Here is a 16,018-nt window from a genome sequence, read left to right as displayed (position 1 = left end):
GGGCGTTTCCGTCCGCGGGCTCAGCGCAGCGCGTCGGGCCCGGCGAAGACGCGGACCAGCGCGGGCACCGCGGCCGCGGGATGCACCGTCGGGCGCAGCGTCGGCCGCCAGCTCGTGTCGACGCCGATGGCGGCGCCGGAGGCGGCGTTGTACGCACCGAGCAGGTCGGTCTTCCGCAGGTTGACCCGGTTGCCGGACTCGGCGACGGCGGTGCCCTTGTAGACCTCGATCACGTCGGCGGGGTCGAGGCCGGGCCCGAACGTGAAGGCGTTCGCCTCGGCGACGAGGTGCGACTCGATGCCGAGCCCCCAGCTGTACACGTACGGGTAGTCGTCGCCGCCCGTCTCGACGTAGCTGTTGTTGACGACGTCGACCTGGCCGTAGCGCACGCGGGGCGCGCGCTGGCCGATGTCGCGGAACTCGTTGTGGTGCAGGGTGACGCGGAGCTTCCCGCGGTCGGTGGTTCGCGAGTCGCTGTTGCCGATGAGCATCACCTTGTCGTGGTCGTGGAATCGGTTCCACGAGATGGTGACGAGGTCGGCGCCGCGCACCACGTCGAGGAGTCCGTCGTGCACCTGGTAGGGCCGGCCGAAGTACTCGGGCTGGTCGGCGTCGAGGTTGTCGCCGTCGCTGAGGTCGTTGTGGTCGATCCAGACGTTGGTCGAGTTGCTGACCGTCAGGAGGTCCCATTCGGAGTTCCAGTTCCCGGTCTCGCCGTCGGTCGGGTCCCACGACGGGAAGCAGTCGTGCGCGTCGGTGAGGGTGAGCCCGCGGATGATGACGTTGCGGGTGTCGGTGACCTGGAGGGCGGCACCGGTGAGCTCGGCACCGGGCAGGCCGAGGATGGTCGTGTTGGCGCCGACGCGGATGTCGATGCGGGCGCGCTGGGCGGCCATCGACGCCGCGCGAGCGCTCTCGATGGGACCGGACGGCTCGGCGTCCCAGCCCCAGATGGCCGGGTCGTAGGCGGCGAGGTACGCGTCGAGCGTGTACCCGCCGCGGGCGTAGTCGGCGCACGCGAGCGGGGCGCCGGCGTCGTCGACGTTGGCGTCGATGGTGCCCGACACCAGCACGATCTTCGGCTCGTCACCGGCCACGGCGGAGACGAGTTCGGCGCGGGTCGAGACGGTCACGACCCGGTCGGGGCTCGCGGCCGCGCCGCCGGTGGTGCCGGCACCGGCGGAGGCCCACCCGTCGCCGGGTGCGAGCACCTCCCGGGCGAGCGCCTGGCGGTCGCGATCGAGGCGGTCGTCGCCCCGGTCGGCGATCGCGGCTGGGGCGCCTGCGAGGGCGATCGCGACGCTGCCCAGCATCGCGGTCGCCGCCATCCATCGTCGTTGCATGCGGGTCGTCTCCTTCGACGTCGCGCCGCCCCGACGCCGTCGTCCGGGCTAGAAAGCGCTTTCCGAGCGGCAGGCTAGCAACGGCCCCGATCGGGGGAAGGCGTTTCCGGAGTTTCTCGATCTTTCTCGGAGTTTCTCGGATCGCGACGTACCCTGAGGCATGGCCGAACCTCAGACGAAGCCGACCGCCGAGTCCGTCGGCGCCTTCCTCGACGCGGTCGAGCATCCGGGCCGCCGCGAGGACGGCCTCGCGCTCCGCGAGCTGTTCGACCGGGTCACCGGCACCGACGCCGTCATGTGGGGACCGTCGATCGTCGGCTACGGACTGGAGCACTACCGGTACGCCTCCGGCCGCGAGGGCGACTGGATGGTCGTCGGCTTCTCGCCGCGCAAGGCCTCGATGTCGCTGTACGGGCTCCAGCGACCGGGCACCGAAGACGTGGTCGCCGCGCTCGGCAAGGTCCGACTCGGTGCCGGATGCGTCTACACCGGCCGGCTGTCCTCGATCGACCTCGACGCGCTCGAGGAGCTCATCGGTGCCGTCTGGCGCGAGGCATCCGCCTGACCCTCGGCACGCACCGCGCGACGCCGCGCGACGCAGCCGGTTTGCGACGCCCGCCGAGCGCCCGCTAGGGTCGCTGCATGCCCACCACCCGGCCCATCGCGACGCAGTCCGTCGTCGCGCGCCGACGCCGTGGCGTGCGCCGAATCGAGGCGACCTCCGCGACGGCGTGATCCGCCGTGCTGTGCGGGGGTCGCCGGATCCGACCCCCATCCGCACAGACCATAAGGTGGTTCCATGACCTACTCCGTCGCCGTCTCCGGCGCATCCGGGTACGCCGGAGGAGAGATCCTTCGCCTCATCGCCGACCACCCCGAGTTCGAGGTCCGCACCGTCACGGCGCACTCGAACGCGGGGCAGCCGCTCGTCTCGGTGCAGCCGCACCTGCGGGGCTACACGCACCTCACGCTGAAGGAGACGTCCGCCGAGACGCTCGCCGGGCACGACATCGTCTTCCTCGCCCTGCCGCACGGCGCCTCCGGCGCGATCGCCGCCGAACTGCCCGACGACACGCTCGTCATCGACTGCGGCGCCGACCACCGGCTCGAGAACGCCGCCGACTGGGCCGCGTTCTACGGCGGCGACCACCACGGCGCGTGGACGTACGGCGTCCCCGAGCTGCCGCGGCTGAGCGGCACGCAGCGCGACCGGCTCGCGAAGGCGCGCCGCATCGCCGCGCCCGGCTGCAACGCGTCGACGGTCGCGCTGTCGCTCGCCCCCGGCATCCGCGCCGGCGTGATCGAGGCCGCCGACCTGGTCACCGTGCTCGCCGTCGGCCCCTCCGGTGCCGGCAAGAGCCTCAAGGCCCACCTGCTCGCGTCCGAGATCCTCGGCTCGGCGAACCCGTACTCGGTCGGCGGCGTGCACCGCCACATCCCGGAGATCCAGCAGGCGCTCCGCTGGGCCGGCGCCGCCGCGCCGACCATCTCGTTCACCCCGCTGCTGGTGCCCATGGCGCGCGGCATCCTCGCGACCTCGACGGCCCGCATCGTGCCCGGCACGGATGCTGCGACCGTCCGCGCGGCCTGGGAGGACGCGTATGCGGGGGAGACGTTCGTGCAGCTCCTCCCCGAGGGGCAGTTCCCGCGCACCGCCGACGTGGTCGGCGCGAACACGGCCCTCCTCGGGCTCGCGGTCGACGAGGCCGCGGGCCGGGTCGTCGTGGTCGCCGCCGTCGACAACCTCGTCAAGGGCACCGCCGGTGCCGCCATCCAGTCCGCCAACCTCGCGCTGGGGCTCGCCGAGTCCACCGGCCTGCCCGTGAACGGAGTCGCCCCGTGACCGTCACCGCCCCCGCCGGATTCGAGGCGGCCGGCATCGCCGCCGGCATCAAGCGCTCCGGGGCGCTCGACCTCGCCGTCGTCGTCAACCGCGGCCCGTCGCAGGCCGCCGCCGCCGTGTTCACGTCGAACCGGGCGAAGGCGAACCCCATCCTCTGGTCGCAGCAGGCCATCGCCGACGGCGTGGTCGCCGCGGTCGTCCTGAACTCGGGCGGTGCGAACTGCTTCACCGGCACCCAGGGCTTCCAGGTCACGCACGGCACCGCCGAGGCCGCCGCGTCGGCGCTCGGCGCGTCGGCGGGCGACGTGCTCGTCTGCTCGACCGGGCTCATCGGCGAGCAGCTCGACGGGGAGATCCTCGAGGAGGGCGTGCTCTCCGCGGTGAACCGCCTCTCCGCCGACGGCGGGGCCGACGCCGCGCGGGCCATTATGACCACCGACACGAAGCCGAAGACCGTCGTCGTGGCCGGCGACGGCTGGTCGGTCGGCGGCATGGCGAAGGGCGCCGGCATGCTCGCGCCCGGCCTCGCCACGATGCTCGTCGTGCTCACCACCGACGCCGACCTGCCCGCCGACGCGCTCGACCGCGCGCTCCGCGCCGCCACCCGGGTCACGTTCGACCGGCTCGACTCCGACGGCTGCATGTCGACCAACGACCAGGTCACCCTGCTCGCGAGCGGCGCCTCCGGCGTCGCGCCCGACGAGGCGGCGTTCACCGAGGCCGTCACCGCCGCGTGCCGCGACCTCGCGCTGCAACTCCAGGGCGACGCCGAGGGCGCGAGCCACGACATCGCGATCGAGGTGCTCGGCGCCGTGACCGAGGACGACGCCGTCGAGGTCGGGCGGTCCGTCGCCCGCAACAACCTCTTCAAGGCCGCGATCTTCGGCAACGACCCGAACTGGGGCCGGGTGCTCGCCGCGATCGGCACCACGTCGGCACCGTTCGACCCCTACCTGGTCGACGTCACGATGAACGGGGTGCGCGTCTGCCACGCCGGCGGCCCCGACCGGCCGCGCGACGAGGTCGACCTCGCCCCGCGCGCCACGCACGTCCGCATCGAGCTGCACGCCGGCGAGGCATCCGCCACCATCTGGACCAACGACCTCACGCACGACTACGTGCACGAGAACAGCGCCTACGCGAGCTGAGATGACCGACGAAGACCTGAGATCCCGCAGCGCCGCCGAGAAGGCGGCCACGCTCATCGAGTCCCTGCCGTGGCTGAAGCGGTTCCACGGCGAGACGATCGTCGTCAAGTTCGGCGGCAACGCGATGGTCAGCCCCGAGCTGCAGCGCGCGTTCGCGGAGGACATGGTGTACCTCCGCTACGCGGGCATCAAGCCGGTCGTCGTGCATGGCGGCGGACCCCAGATCTCGGCGATGCTCGAGCGGCTCGGCATCGAGAGCGAGTTCCGCGGCGGCTACCGCGTCACCACCCCCGAGGCGATGGACGTGGTGCGGATGGTCCTCACGGGCCAGGTGAACCGCGAGCTCGTCACGCTCGTGAACGAGCACGGCCCGCTCGCGAGCGGCGTGTCCGGCGAGGACGCGGGCCTGTTCACGGGCCGTCGTCGCGGGGTCGTCATCGACGGTGAGGAGGTCGACCTCGGCCTCGTCGGCGACGTCGTCGCCGTCGACCCGGCCGCGGTGCGCGCGCACCTCGACGCCGGCATCATCCCCGTCGTCTCCTCGATCGCGCCCGACGTCGACCACCCGGGCCAGTCGCTGAACGTGAACGCCGACAGCGCCGCCGCGGCGCTCGCCGTCGCGCTCGGCGCCGCGAAGCTCGTCGTCCTGACCGACGTGGCCGGCCTCTACCGCGACTGGCCGAACCGCGACTCGCTCGTCTCCGCGATCGACTCGGACGACCTGCGGGCGCTCCTGCCGGGCCTCGAGTCCGGCATGATCCCGAAGATGGCGGCCTGCCTCGAGGCGGTCGAGGGCGGCGTGCCCAAGGCCGCGATCATCGACGGCCGCATCCCGCATTCCATCCTGCTCGAGGTGTTCACCCAGCAGGGCATCGGCACGGAGGTGACGCAGGCATGACCGCCTGGCAGGACCGGTTCGACGACCGCATCATGCGCTCGATGGGGAGGCCGCTGCGCCTGCTCGTCCGCGGCGAGGGCGCCCGCGTGTGGGACGACGAGGGCCGCGAGTACCTCGACTTCCTCGCCGGCATCGCCGTGAACTCGCTCGGCCACGCGCACCCGGTGTTCGTCGAGGCCGTCTCGAAGCAGGCCGCGACCCTCGCGCACGTCTCGAACTACTTCGCGACCGAGCCGAACCTCGAGCTCGCGGAGCGGCTCATGCGCCTGACCGGCGCGGGGGAGTCCGGCCGCGCGTGGTTCGGCAACTCGGGCGCCGAGGCCAACGAGGCCGCGTTCAAGCTCGCCCGCCTGAACAACTCGGGCGGTGCGCGCACCAGGGTGCTCGCCCTCGTCGACGCCTTCCACGGGCGCACCATGGGCTCGCTCGCGCTCACGGGCAAGCCGCACATGCGCCAGCCGTTCGAGCCGCTCTCGGGCGGCGTCGAGCACATCCCGGCGACGATCGAGGCCCTCGAGGCGGCGATGGACGACGCGGTCGCCGCGCTGTTCGTCGAGCCCATCCAGGGCGAGGCCGGCGTGGTGGACCTCCCCGACGGCTACCTCGCCGCGGCGCGCGACCTCACGAGGCGCCACGGCGCCCTGCTCATCGTCGACGAGATCCAGACCGGCGCGGGCCGCACGGGCGAGTGGTTCGGCTTCCAGCACGCGGGCATCCTGCCCGACGCGACCACCATCGCGAAGGGCATCGGCGGCGGCTTCCCGATCGGCGGGCTCGTCACCTTCGGTCGCGCGTCCGACCTGTACCAGAAGGGCATGCACGGCTCGACGTTCGGCGGCAACCCGCTCGCGACCGCGACGGCGAACGCCGTCCTCGGGGAGATCGAGCGGGCCGGGCTCGTCGAGAACGCCGCGCGCCGCGGGGAGCAGCTCCGCGAGCGCATCCTCGGCCTCGGCTCGCCGCTCGTGACCGCCGTGCGCGGCCGCGGCCTGCTCCGCGGCGTCGCGCTCGCCGAGCCGGTCGCGGAACGCGTCTCGATCGCCGCGCTCGACGCCGGCCTCATCGTCAATGCGGCGAACGACCGCACCATCCGGCTCGCCCCGCCGCTGATCATCGGCGACGCGGAGCTCGACGAGTTCGCGGAGCGCTTCCGCGCCGCGCTCGACGCCGCCGCCTGATCGACCGACCTCGCTCGAAGGAGCCCGCATGACCACCCGACACTTCCTCCGCGACGACGACCTGACCCCGGCCGAGCAGGCCGAGGTGCTCGACCTGGCCGCCCGCCTCAAGGCCGACCGGTTCGCCGCGCGTCCCCTCGAGGGCCCGCAGACCGTCGCCGTCGTGTTCGACAAGACGTCGACGCGCACGCGCGTCTCGTTCGCGGTCGGCATCGCCGACCTCGGCGGCGTGCCGCTCATCATCTCCACCCAGGAGAGCCAGCTGGGGGGCAAGGAGTCGATCGCCGACACCGCGCGCGTCTTCGAGCGCATGGTCGCCGCGATCGTGTGGCGCACCTACGCCCAGGCGGGGCTCGAGGAGATGGCGGAGGGCACGCGGGTGCCGGTCGTGAACGCCCTGTCCGACGACTTCCACCCCTGCCAGCTGCTGGCCGACCTGCAGACCATCCGCGAGCGGAAGGGCGGGCTCGCCGGCCTCGGCGTCGCCTTCCTCGGCGACGGGGCGAGCAACATGGCGCACTCCTACCTGCTCGCCGGCGCCACGGCCGGCATGCACGTGCGCATCGGCGCGCCCGAGGCATCCGCTCCCCGGGCCGACATCGTCGCCGACGCCGAGCGCATCGCCGAGGCGACCGGCGGCTCGATCCTCGTCACGACGGATGCGGCGGCCGCGGCCGCCGGGGCCGACGTCATCGTGACCGACACCTTCGTCTCGATGGGCCAGGAGGGCGAGAAGGCCGAGCGCCTGGCCCGGTACGAGGGCTTCAAGGTGGATGCCGCGCTCATGGCGCAGGCCGCCCCGGACGCGATCTTCCTGCACTGCCTGCCGGCCTACCGCGGCGTCGAGGTCGACGCCGACGTCATCGACGGCCCGCAGTCGGTCGTCTGGGATGAAGCGGAGAACCGCCTGCACGCCCAGAAGGCGCTGCTCGCCTGGCTGCTGGAGCGCTCGGCGGGCTGAGCCCCGTCGACCTGGACTGAACGAACGCACGGACGAAACGATGGGACCCGAACGATGACCGACGGCGGAACGACCAACGAGGGCGCGCTCTGGGGCGCCCGCTTCGCGAGCGGCCCGTCGCCGGAGCTCGCCCGCCTGTCGCGGTCGACCCACTTCGACTGGCAGCTCGCGCCGTACGACCTCGCGGGATCGCGGGCGCACGCACGGGCGCTCGCCGCGGCGGGATACCTCGACGATGCCGAGCTCGCGGGCATGCTCGGCGGCCTCGACGCGGTCGAGGCGGCGTTCGAGTCGGGCGAGCTGCAGCCGGGCGAGGCCGACGAGGACGTGCACGGCGCGCTCGAGCAGGCGCTCATCGCCGCGGTCGGGCCCGAGCTCGGCGGCAAGCTGCGCGCCGGCCGCAGCCGGAACGACCAGATCGCCACCCTCGTGCGCCTGTACCTCAAGGACCACGCGGCCGTCATCGGGCAGCAGCTCGTGCACCTGATCGACGCGCTGAGCGCCCAGGCCGACGCGCACCGCACCGCGATCATGCCGGGGCGCACCCACCTGCAGCACGCGCAGCCGGTGCTGCTCGCGCACCACCTGCTCGCCTACGGGTGGGCGCTGTCCCGCGACCTCGAGCGACTGGTCGACTGGACGAAGCGGGCGGATGCCTCGCCGTACGGCGGCGGCGCGCTCGCCGGGCAGACGCTGGGCCTCGACTCCCGGTCGGTCGCGGCCGACCTCGGGCTGGCGGCCCCGGTGCCGAACTCGCTCGACGGCACCGCGAGCCGCGACGTCGTGGCCGAGTTCGCGTTCGTCACCGCGATGATCGGGATCGACCTCTCGCGCCTCGCCGAGGACGTCATCATCTGGAACACCCGCGAGTTCGGGTTCGTCACGCTGCACGACGGCTTCTCGACGGGATCGTCGATCATGCCGCAGAAGAAGAACCCCGACATCGCCGAGCTGGCGCGCGGCAAGTCGGGGCGGCTGGTCGGCAACCTCGCCGGCCTGCTCACCACGCTGAAGGGCCTGCCGCTCGCGTACAACCGCGACCTGCAGGAGGACAAGGAGCCGGTCTTCGACTCCGTCGAGACGCTCGAGGTGCTGCTGCCGGCCTTCACCGGCATGATCGCGACGCTGACGTTCCACACCGACCGCATGGCGGAGAGCGCGCCCGCCGGGTACTCGCTGGCGACCGACGTCGCCGAGTGGCTCGTGAAGCGCGGCGTGCCGTTCCGCGACGCCCACGAGATCACCGGCGCGCTCGTCCGGGTCGCCGAGGAGGGCGGGCTGGAGCTCGACGAGGTCGACGACGCCGCGCTGGCGGCGATCGACGCGCGGCTCACGCCGGACGTGCGCGACGTGCTCACCGTCGAGGGGTCGGTCGCGAGTCGCGACGCCGTCGGCGGCACGGCTCCGGTGCGGGTGGCCGAGCAGTTCGCGGCGCTCGCCGAGCGCGTGCGGCACCTGGTCGACGAGCTGCCCGACTCGGGTCGCTGAGGCCGGAGCCACCGTGACCGCGCCCGGTCCCGCGGCGCTCGTCGACGCCGATCGCGTGTTCCTCGCGCGGGACGCCGTCGACCTCGCGCCGCTGCTGCTCGGGGCGGTGCTCTCGTTCGACGGGCCCGACGGGCGCGTCGCGGTGCGGATCGGCGAGGTCGAGGCGTACCGCGGGGTGGGCGAGGATCCGGGTTCGCATGCGTTCCGCGGCCGGACGGCGCGCAACGCGCCGATGTTCGGCGAGGCAGGGCACCTCTACGCGTACTTCACCTACGGCATGCACGTGTGCCTGAACGTGGTGGCCGGCGTGCCCGGTGCGGCGTCGGCGGTGCTGCTGCGCGGCGGCACCATCGTCGAGGGGCTCGACGTCGCGCGGATGCACCGGCACGGGGCATCCGATCGCGACCTCGCGCGCGGACCGGCCCGCCTCGCGGTGGCGCTGGGCGTGCCGCTCGCGGCGAGCGGCGCCGATCTGCTCGCTCCGCCGTTCGGGCTGCGGGTTCCGGTGGTCCCGCCGGCCTTCGTCGCGACGCCGCGCACCGGCGTGAGTGGCGCGGGAGGGGGAGCGGCGTTCGCGTGGCGGTTCGCCGTTCCGGGCGATCCCGGTGTGTCGCCGTACCGGCGGCACGCGAAGTCGCACGACTGACGACTCGGTGCGCCTACCGGAGCGCGAGGTGGGCGGCGAAGGCCGCCGCGCCCGCCCAGGTGAGGCTGGCGAGGGTGCCGATGATGAACCGCTCGCGCGCCTCGGGCGCCTCGAGCTCGGTGAACCGGCCGACGCCCTTGACGGCGACGACGATCGCGATCGCCTCGGGGAAGCCGATGATGATCGCGCCGGCCGACGCGACGCGCTCGAGCACGCCGATGGTGAGTCCGCCGCGCAGCACCTCGCGTCGCGGCGGGGGAATCACGGCGTCGCCCGGCGTGACGCGGTCGGCGACGAGGATGCCGCCGTGCAGGCCCGGAGTGACCGACGGACCCATCGCGAGCGCGAGGGCCGTGTGCGCGGCGGGGCCGCCGCCGAGCACGGCCGCGGTGAACGCCAGCACGCCGACGATGCCCCCGAGGAGGGGCACCGGCGCCGACAGCGAGGCGGCCGCGAGGACCGCCATGACGATGGCTCCCGCACCGAGCCACGTGAGCAGGGGGCGCGGGCGCAGGAACGCGATGAGGGAGAGCACGGCAGCGGCGGCCAGCGCGGGGATGAGGACGATCCAGGCGATGACGTCCGCGATGTCGACGAACTGCACGGCGCTCCTTCCGCGCGGCGCTCGGGGCCGCGGCTCCGCCAGTGTAGCGATGGCGGCCGACGTGGCGGTGGGGTCAGGCGGATGCCTCGGACGCCCGCGTGTCGAGGGCGGCGAGCAGGTGTGCGACGGCGGGGCGGGCGTCCTGCTCGGCCCGCCATTGCGCGGCCTTCAACCGGGCGCTCACCGCGGCCGGCGTGATGGCGAGCCGGGCGGCCGCGGCCTTCTGCGGGCGGCCGTCGGCCACGAGGTCGACGACCTCCCAGCCCGGGTCGCTGCGCCGGTCGCGGAGGAGCACCAGGAGCCGGAGCAGCGATTCCACGCGTGCCGCCTCGTCGGCGGCCTCCGGGCGGCCGGCTCGCAGGGCGATGCGGCCGTCGGCCTTCTTCGCGGCCTCGACCGCGTCGCGTGCGGCGATGAACGCGGGGCCGCCGGCCTTGCGCACCGCGTCGGGGAGGGGCATCCGGATGTCGCCGACGCCGATGCCGACGCTCCAGTCGCCCGTCCTGGTGGCGGCGAGGGCGAGGCCGAGCGCGGCGTCGGCCGAGTCGGTGAGCAGTTGCACCTCGTCGCCGGCTGTCTGGTCCGGCGGCAGGAGCAGGTCGTCGCCGTGGGCGGCGGTGAGGAGCGCGATGAGGTCGGCGGCGAGGTCGTCGCCGTGGCGGCTGCCGACCTGGTCGGCGGTGATCACGAACACGGCATCCTCCTGATCAATGCTGTGAATCGAACTCGACATGATCAATGATACAGACTTGAGTAGCCTTGATCAATGGTTTCGGCTTGACCGGGTCGACGGTGGCGCCGCTGGTACCCTTGCACTCGTGTCAGACCCGGTGATCCTCGCCTCCCAGCAGAACGACGACTCCTTCGACGACGTCTGGGAGGAGCTGAACTGGCGTGGCCTCGTCCACGTCTCCACCGACACGGCGGCCCTCAAGGAGCTGCTGGCGGGCGAGCCGATCACCTTCTATTGCGGGTTCGACCCCACCGCGCCGAGCCTGCACCTGGGCAACCTCGTGCAGCTGCTCACCATGCGCCGCATCCAGCTCGCCGGCCACCACCCCCTCGGCCTCGTCGGCGGATCGACCGGCCTCATCGGCGACCCCCGCCCGACCGCCGAGCGCACCCTGAACACGAAGGAGACCGTCGCCGAATGGGTCGGCCGCCTCCAGGGCCAGGTGTCGCGCTTCCTCTCCGCCGAGGGAGGCAACGCGGTGCGCCTCGTCAACAACCTCGACTGGACGGCGGGCCTGTCGGCCATCGACTTCCTCCGCGACGTGGGCAAGCACTACCGCGTCGGCACGATGCTGAAGAAGGACGCGGTCGCCTCGCGACTCAACTCCGACGCCGGCATCAGCTACACCGAGTTCAGCTACCAGATCCTGCAGGGCTACGACTTCCTCGAGCTCTTCCGCCAGTACGGCTGCGTGCTGCAGACCGGCGGCAGCGACCAGTGGGGCAACCTCACGAGCGGCACCGACCTCATCCACCGGGTCGAGGGCGCCTCGGCGCACGCGATCGGCACGCCGCTCATCACGAACTCCGACGGCACGAAGTTCGGCAAGAGCGAGGGCAACGCCATCTGGCTCGACGCCGACATGTGCAGCCCGTACCGCTTCTACCAGTTCTGGCTCAACACCGACGACCAGGACGTGGTCTCGCGGCTGAAGGTCTTCACGTTCCTCACCCGCGCCGAGATCGACGACCTCGCCGCACAGGTGGAGGCCGAGCCCTTCCGTCGGGCGGCGCAGAAGCGCCTCGCGCTCGAGGTGACGACGCTGGTGCACGGCGCCGAGGCGACGGCTGCGGTCATCGCCGCGTCCGAGGCGCTGTTCGGCAAGGGCGACCTGGCCGCCCTCGACGCCGCGACCCTGCGCAGCGCGCTCGAGGAGCTGCCGAACGTCGAGGTCGGCGCGGGTGCCACGGTGGTGCAGACGCTCGTCGACACCGGGCTCGTCGCGAGCCTCGGCGAGGCGCGACGGGCGATCGGGCAGGGCGGCGTCTCGATCGACGGCGTGCGCGTCGACGACGAGGGCGCCGTCGTGACCGGCGCACTGCCGGGCAAGGTCTCCGTGCTGCGGCGCGGCAAGAAGACCCTCGCCGGCGTCTTCGTCGCGGGCTAGCCCCCGGCACCGGGGCGGCGGGAGGAGGCGCGATGGCCGAGGCATCCGCGGTCGCGCTCGTCCGCCGGACCTGGAGCGACCTCGGTCGCGATCCGAGCGAGCTCGACCGGCTCGACCCGCTGCCCGACGCGCCGCTGCCGGCCCGCCTCGACGTCTCCGGCCTCGCCGTCGGCGCCGTCGCGGCGGCCTCGCTCGCCGCGGTCGTCGCGTCCGACGGCGACCACGCGCCGAGGGCGATCGGCGCGGGGGGCGCGGGGCGCGCGCCCTCGAGGGTGCGCCTCGACGGCGACCGCATCGCGTCGGCCTTCACGAGCGAGCGGACGGTGCAGGTCGACGGCCGCGCGCCCGACGTGTGGGCGCCGCTGTCGGGGTTCTGGCGCACCGCCGACGGCTGGGTGCGCACGCACGGGAACTACCCGCACCACGCCGCGGTGCTCCGCGACGTGCTCGGCCTCGCCGCCGACGCCGGTCGCGACGACGTCGCCGCCGCGGTCGCCGCCACCGCGGCGGCCGGCCTTGCCGCCCGGGTGACGCGCGCGGGCGGGCTCTGCGTCGTGGTCGCGCCCGAGGACCCCGCGACGGATGCCTCGCTCCGCGCCCGTCCACTGGTCGACCTCGGCACCGCCGACGGCGACCCGGTACCGCGCTCGAATCGGCGGCGGCCCGAACCGGGCGCTCCGCTCGCGGGCCTCCGCGTGCTCGACCTCACCCGGGTGATCGCCGGGCCGGTCGCCACCCGCACGCTCGCGCTCCTCGGCGCGGACGTGCTGCGCCTCGACCCGCCCGCGCTGCCCGAGCCCGAGTGGCAGCACCTCGACACCGGCGCCGGCAAGCGCAGTGCCCTGCTCGACGTGGCCTCGGCCTCCGGGCGCCGACGGTTCGACGAACTCGCCGCCGGAGCCGATGTCGTGGTGCTCGGGTACCGTCCGTCCGCCCTCGCGCGGCTCGGACTCGCGCCCGAGGCGCTCACCGCGAGGCATCCGCACCTCGTCGTCGCCGCCCTCGCGGCCTGGGGCTTCGACGGCGACGCGGCGGACCGGCGCGGCTTCGACAGCCTCGTCCAGGCCGCGAGCGGCATCGCGGTCGTCGAGGGCACGGATGGCTCGCCCGGCGCGCTGCCCGCGCAGGCGCTCGATCATGCGACCGGGTACCTGCTCGCGGCCGCCGTCACCTCGATGACGACGGGTGGAGGCGCACCCGGCCGGATCGCCCGCGTCTCGCTGCGGCGCACCGCGGCCGAACTGCTCGGGATGCCCCGCACCGCGGAGCCGACGCCCGGGTCGGCCCTCGACGACGACGCGCGGTCCGCGGCGAGCCGCATCCTTCGCACCGGGGGACACGAGGTCCGCACGCCCGCGCCCGCGATCGCGTTCGACGCCCCCCTCGAGTGGCGCGCCGGGCCGAGGCCGTGGGGCCGGGATGCGGCCGCCTGGGCGGACTGACGGCGCGCGGTCGACGACCCGGCGCCGGCAGCCCCGGCATCCATTCGGACTCCGTGCGTAAGCCGGCGCGCTGGGTACGTCCCAGGCATGGTTCTCCCAGCTGACCTGGGATTCAGGCGCCGGGTAGGCGCGCGACACGCCCGGGATGCGGCCCCGAGTTGCGGGATGGATGGGGCGTGCGTAGAGTATTCATCTGTTGCCCCAAAGGCGCGGAGGAGCGGGAAAGCTTCTCCGGTCTCAAGTGGTGGCGGTTCCGATCGGGCCAGGGTTTCTGGTTTCGTTCGATGGATCCGGTTCGGACTCTTCGGTTCGGTTGCCGGGTCGAGACGTAAGCCTCGAGTTGATGGTTCCACTGTTCGGTGGGGCTTGAAGCGTGAGCGTCCGTTTCTTGAGAACTCAACAGCGTGCACTATGTTCAATGCCAATTTTTTGAACCCCGACCTGCTCTTCGGAGTGGGTGGGATTCCTTTGATTGATGGACAATTTGATTTTTGAGTCAGTTGTTTCTCTGTCAGTGATTTGAACTCCCTGATGGCCTTCGGGTTGTTGGGAACCATTTTTTTTGGAGAGTTTGATCCTGGCTCAGGACGAACGCTGGCGGCGTGCTTAACACATGCAAGTCGAACGATGAACTCCAGCTTGCTGGGGGGATTAGTGGCGAACGGGTGAGTAACACGTGAGTAACCTGCCCTGGACTCTGGGATAACCCCGAGAAATCGGAGCTAATACCGGATATGACCTTTCACCGCATGGTGGGGGGTGGAAAGTTTTTTCGGTCTGGGATGGACTCGCGGCCTATCAGCTTGTTGGTGAGGTAATGGCTCACCAAGGCGTCGACGGGTAGCCGGCCTGAGAGGGTGACCGGCCACACTGGGACTGAGACACGGCCCAGACTCCTACGGGAGGCAGCAGTGGGGAATATTGCACAATGGGCGCAAGCCTGATGCAGCAACGCCGCGTGCGGGATGACGGCCTTCGGGTTGTAAACCGCTTTTAGTAAGGAAGAAGGGGCTCTTCGGGGTCTTGACGGTACTTGCAGAAAAAGGACCGGCTAACTACGTGCCAGCAGCCGCGGTAATACGTAGGGTCCGAGCGTTGTCCGGAATTATTGGGCGTAAAGAGCTCGTAGGCGGTTTGTCGCGTCTGCTGTGAAATCTAGAGGCTCAACCTCTAGCCTGCAGTGGGTACGGGCAGACTTGAGTGGTGTAGGGGAGACTGGAATTCCTGGTGTAGCGGTGGAATGCGCAGATATCAGGAGGAACACCGATGGCGAAGGCAGGTCTCTGGGCACTTACTGACGCTGAGGAGCGAAAGCGTGGGGAGCGAACAGGATTAGATACCCTGGTAGTCCACGCCGTAAACGTTGGGCGCTAGATGTGGGGACCTTTCCACGGTTTCCGTGTCGTAGCTAACGCATTAAGCGCCCCGCCTGGGGAGTACGGCCGCAAGGCTAAAACTCAAAGGAATTGACGGGGGCCCGCACAAGCGGCGGAGCATGCGGATTAATTCGATGCAACGCGAAGAACCTTACCAAGGCTTGACATGACCGAGAACGCCGCAGAAATGTGGAACTCTTTGGACACTCGGTTACAGGTGGTGCATGGTTGTCGTCAGCTCGTGTCGTGAGATGTTGGGTTAAGTCCCGCAACGAGCGCAACCCTCGTCGCATGTTGCCAGCACGTTATGGTGGGGACTCATGTGAGACTGCCGGGGTCAACTCGGAGGAAGGTGGGGATGACGTCAAATCATCATGCCCCTTATGTCTTGGGCTTCACGCATGCTACAATGGCCGGTACAAAGGGCTGCGATGTCGTAAGGCGGAGCGAATCCCAAAAAGCCGGTCTCAGTTCGGATTGAGGTCTGCAACTCGACCTCATGAAGTCGGAGTCGCTAGTAATCGCAGATCAGCAACGCTGCGGTGAATACGTTCCCGGGCCTTGTACACACCGCCCGTCAAGTCATGAAAGTCGGTAACACCCGAAGCCGGTGGCCTAACCCCTTGTGGGAGGGAGCCGTCGAAGGTGGGATCGGTGATTAGGACTAAGTCGTAACAAGGTAGCCGTACCGGAAGGTGCGGCTGGATCACCTCCTTTCTAAGGAGCACTGGACCAGCTTGCTGGTTCCAGGTGCCCAGATCAGGACCGAATGTGTTCTGCTGGGTGCTCATGGGTGGAACATTGACATAGGTGCCGGTTCGAGTTGATTCGGGTTTAGTACGCCTCTTCGGGGGTTGGAACGGTTCGGGTTGGTGAGGCCGGCACGTGCACGCTGTTGGGTCCTGAGGGACCGGGCGCGGCTCTTCGGAGTCGGGTGTTGGACTCTTGCAGGCCTTCATGACTGCTGACCG

13 protein-coding genes and 1 rRNA gene are annotated in these 16,018 nt (G+C 71.5%); 11 read left to right on the top strand and 3 right to left on the bottom strand.

Annotated elements, in window-relative coordinates; all coding sequences use genetic code 11:
• Positions 1-20 precede the first annotated feature (20 nt).
• On the bottom strand, positions 21-1,343 hold the full coding sequence (locus ACGGZK_RS14950; RefSeq protein WP_395243415.1) for a polysaccharide lyase family 1 protein: 1,323 nt from the start codon (positions 1,341-1,343) through the stop codon (positions 21-23).
• Positions 1,344-1,503: 160 nt separating this feature from the next.
• Between ACGGZK_RS14950 and ACGGZK_RS14945 the strand changes: the two genes are divergently transcribed.
• The 8 genes from ACGGZK_RS14945 to ACGGZK_RS14910 all read left to right on the top strand — a co-directional run bounded on the left by ACGGZK_RS14945 (position 1,504) and on the right by ACGGZK_RS14910 (position 9,505).
• Positions 1,504-1,908 (top strand): DUF1801 domain-containing protein, encoded by a 405-nt coding sequence (locus tag ACGGZK_RS14945; protein ID WP_395243414.1) that lies wholly within the window; start codon positions 1,504-1,506, stop codon positions 1,906-1,908.
• Between the two features lie 234 nt (positions 1,909-2,142).
• Positions 2,143-3,186 (top strand): N-acetyl-gamma-glutamyl-phosphate reductase, encoded by a 1,044-nt coding sequence (gene argC, locus ACGGZK_RS14940; RefSeq protein ID WP_395243413.1) that lies wholly within the window; start codon positions 2,143-2,145, stop codon positions 3,184-3,186.
• On the top strand, positions 3,183-4,334 hold the full coding sequence (gene argJ / locus ACGGZK_RS14935; protein ID WP_395243412.1) for a bifunctional glutamate N-acetyltransferase/amino-acid acetyltransferase ArgJ: 1,152 nt from the start codon (positions 3,183-3,185) through the stop codon (positions 4,332-4,334). The genes argC and argJ overlap by 4 nt, the downstream gene beginning before the upstream one ends.
• Position 4,335: 1 nt before the next feature.
• Positions 4,336-5,232 carry an acetylglutamate kinase gene (gene argB, locus ACGGZK_RS14930; protein WP_395243411.1) on the top strand — a complete coding sequence of 299 codons (897 nt, stop codon included), beginning with the start codon at positions 4,336-4,338 and terminating at the stop codon, positions 5,230-5,232.
• Positions 5,229-6,410 carry an acetylornithine transaminase gene (locus ACGGZK_RS14925; protein ID WP_395243410.1) on the top strand — a complete coding sequence of 394 codons (1,182 nt, stop codon included), beginning with the start codon at positions 5,229-5,231 and terminating at the stop codon, positions 6,408-6,410. The genes argB and ACGGZK_RS14925 overlap by 4 nt, the downstream gene beginning before the upstream one ends.
• A 28-nt stretch (positions 6,411-6,438) precedes the next feature.
• Positions 6,439-7,371, top strand: coding sequence for an ornithine carbamoyltransferase (gene argF, locus ACGGZK_RS14920; protein WP_395243409.1), 933 nt, complete (start codon positions 6,439-6,441; stop codon positions 7,369-7,371).
• Between the two features lie 54 nt (positions 7,372-7,425).
• Positions 7,426-8,859 (top strand): argininosuccinate lyase, encoded by a 1,434-nt coding sequence (gene argH / locus ACGGZK_RS14915; RefSeq protein ID WP_395243408.1) that lies wholly within the window; start codon positions 7,426-7,428, stop codon positions 8,857-8,859.
• Between the two features lie 13 nt (positions 8,860-8,872).
• Positions 8,873-9,505: a DNA-3-methyladenine glycosylase gene (locus ACGGZK_RS14910; RefSeq protein ID WP_395243407.1), complete on the top strand. Its 633-nt coding sequence runs from the start codon at positions 8,873-8,875 to the stop codon at positions 9,503-9,505.
• A gap of 13 nt (positions 9,506-9,518) precedes the next feature.
• On the opposite strand, the gene ACGGZK_RS14905 is transcribed toward ACGGZK_RS14910, so the two are convergent.
• Entirely contained in the window at positions 9,519-10,109 is a 591-nt protein-coding gene (locus tag ACGGZK_RS14905) for a hypothetical protein (RefSeq protein WP_395243406.1), read from the bottom strand.
• Positions 10,110-10,182: 73 nt separating this feature from the next.
• Positions 10,183-10,803, bottom strand: a complete 621-nt coding sequence (locus ACGGZK_RS14900; RefSeq protein ID WP_395243405.1) for a DNA-binding protein — start codon at positions 10,801-10,803, stop codon at positions 10,183-10,185.
• A 124-nt stretch (positions 10,804-10,927) separates the two neighbouring features.
• Between ACGGZK_RS14900 and tyrS the strand changes: the two genes are divergently transcribed.
• The 3 genes from tyrS (at position 10,928) to ACGGZK_RS14885 (ending at position 15,764) form a co-directional block, all read left to right on the top strand.
• Entirely contained in the window at positions 10,928-12,229 is a 1,302-nt protein-coding gene (tyrS, locus tag ACGGZK_RS14895; RefSeq protein ID WP_395243404.1) for a tyrosine--tRNA ligase, read from the top strand.
• 32 nt (positions 12,230-12,261) lie between these two features.
• Positions 12,262-13,671, top strand: a complete 1,410-nt coding sequence (locus ACGGZK_RS14890) for a CoA transferase (RefSeq protein WP_395243403.1) — start codon at positions 12,262-12,264, stop codon at positions 13,669-13,671.
• Positions 13,672-14,230: 559 nt separating this feature from the next.
• A 16S ribosomal RNA gene (locus ACGGZK_RS14885) occupies positions 14,231-15,764 on the top strand.
• Positions 15,765-16,018: the final 254 nt, after the last annotated feature.

It is taken from the genome of Agromyces sp. MMS24-K17, from assembly GCF_043950245.1.
Classification (GTDB): domain Bacteria; phylum Actinomycetota; class Actinomycetes; order Actinomycetales; family Microbacteriaceae; genus Agromyces.
The sequence above is the reverse complement of the archived record's forward strand: the minus strand, read 5'-3'. Positions and strand labels throughout refer to the sequence as shown.

What these genes read in the sequence shown, in the direction of transcription:
- argB (WP_395243411.1), top strand. Translation starts at nt 4,336, where the DNA reads ATGACCGACGAAGACCTGAGATCCCGCAGCGCCGCCGAGAAGGCGGCC.
- argC (WP_395243413.1), top strand. Translation starts at nt 2,143, where the DNA reads ATGACCTACTCCGTCGCCGTCTCCGGCGCATCCGGGTACGCCGGAGGA.
- ACGGZK_RS14945 (WP_395243414.1), top strand. Translation starts at nt 1,504, where the DNA reads ATGGCCGAACCTCAGACGAAGCCGACCGCCGAGTCCGTCGGCGCCTTC.
- ACGGZK_RS14950 (WP_395243415.1), bottom strand. Translation starts at nt 1,343, where the DNA reads ATGCAACGACGATGGATGGCGGCGACCGCGATGCTGGGCAGCGTCGCG.
- ACGGZK_RS14925 (WP_395243410.1), top strand. Translation starts at nt 5,229, where the DNA reads ATGACCGCCTGGCAGGACCGGTTCGACGACCGCATCATGCGCTCGATG.
- ACGGZK_RS14890 (WP_395243403.1), top strand. Translation starts at nt 12,262, where the DNA reads ATGGCCGAGGCATCCGCGGTCGCGCTCGTCCGCCGGACCTGGAGCGAC.
- argF (WP_395243409.1), top strand. Translation starts at nt 6,439, where the DNA reads ATGACCACCCGACACTTCCTCCGCGACGACGACCTGACCCCGGCCGAG.
- argH (WP_395243408.1), top strand. Translation starts at nt 7,426, where the DNA reads ATGACCGACGGCGGAACGACCAACGAGGGCGCGCTCTGGGGCGCCCGC.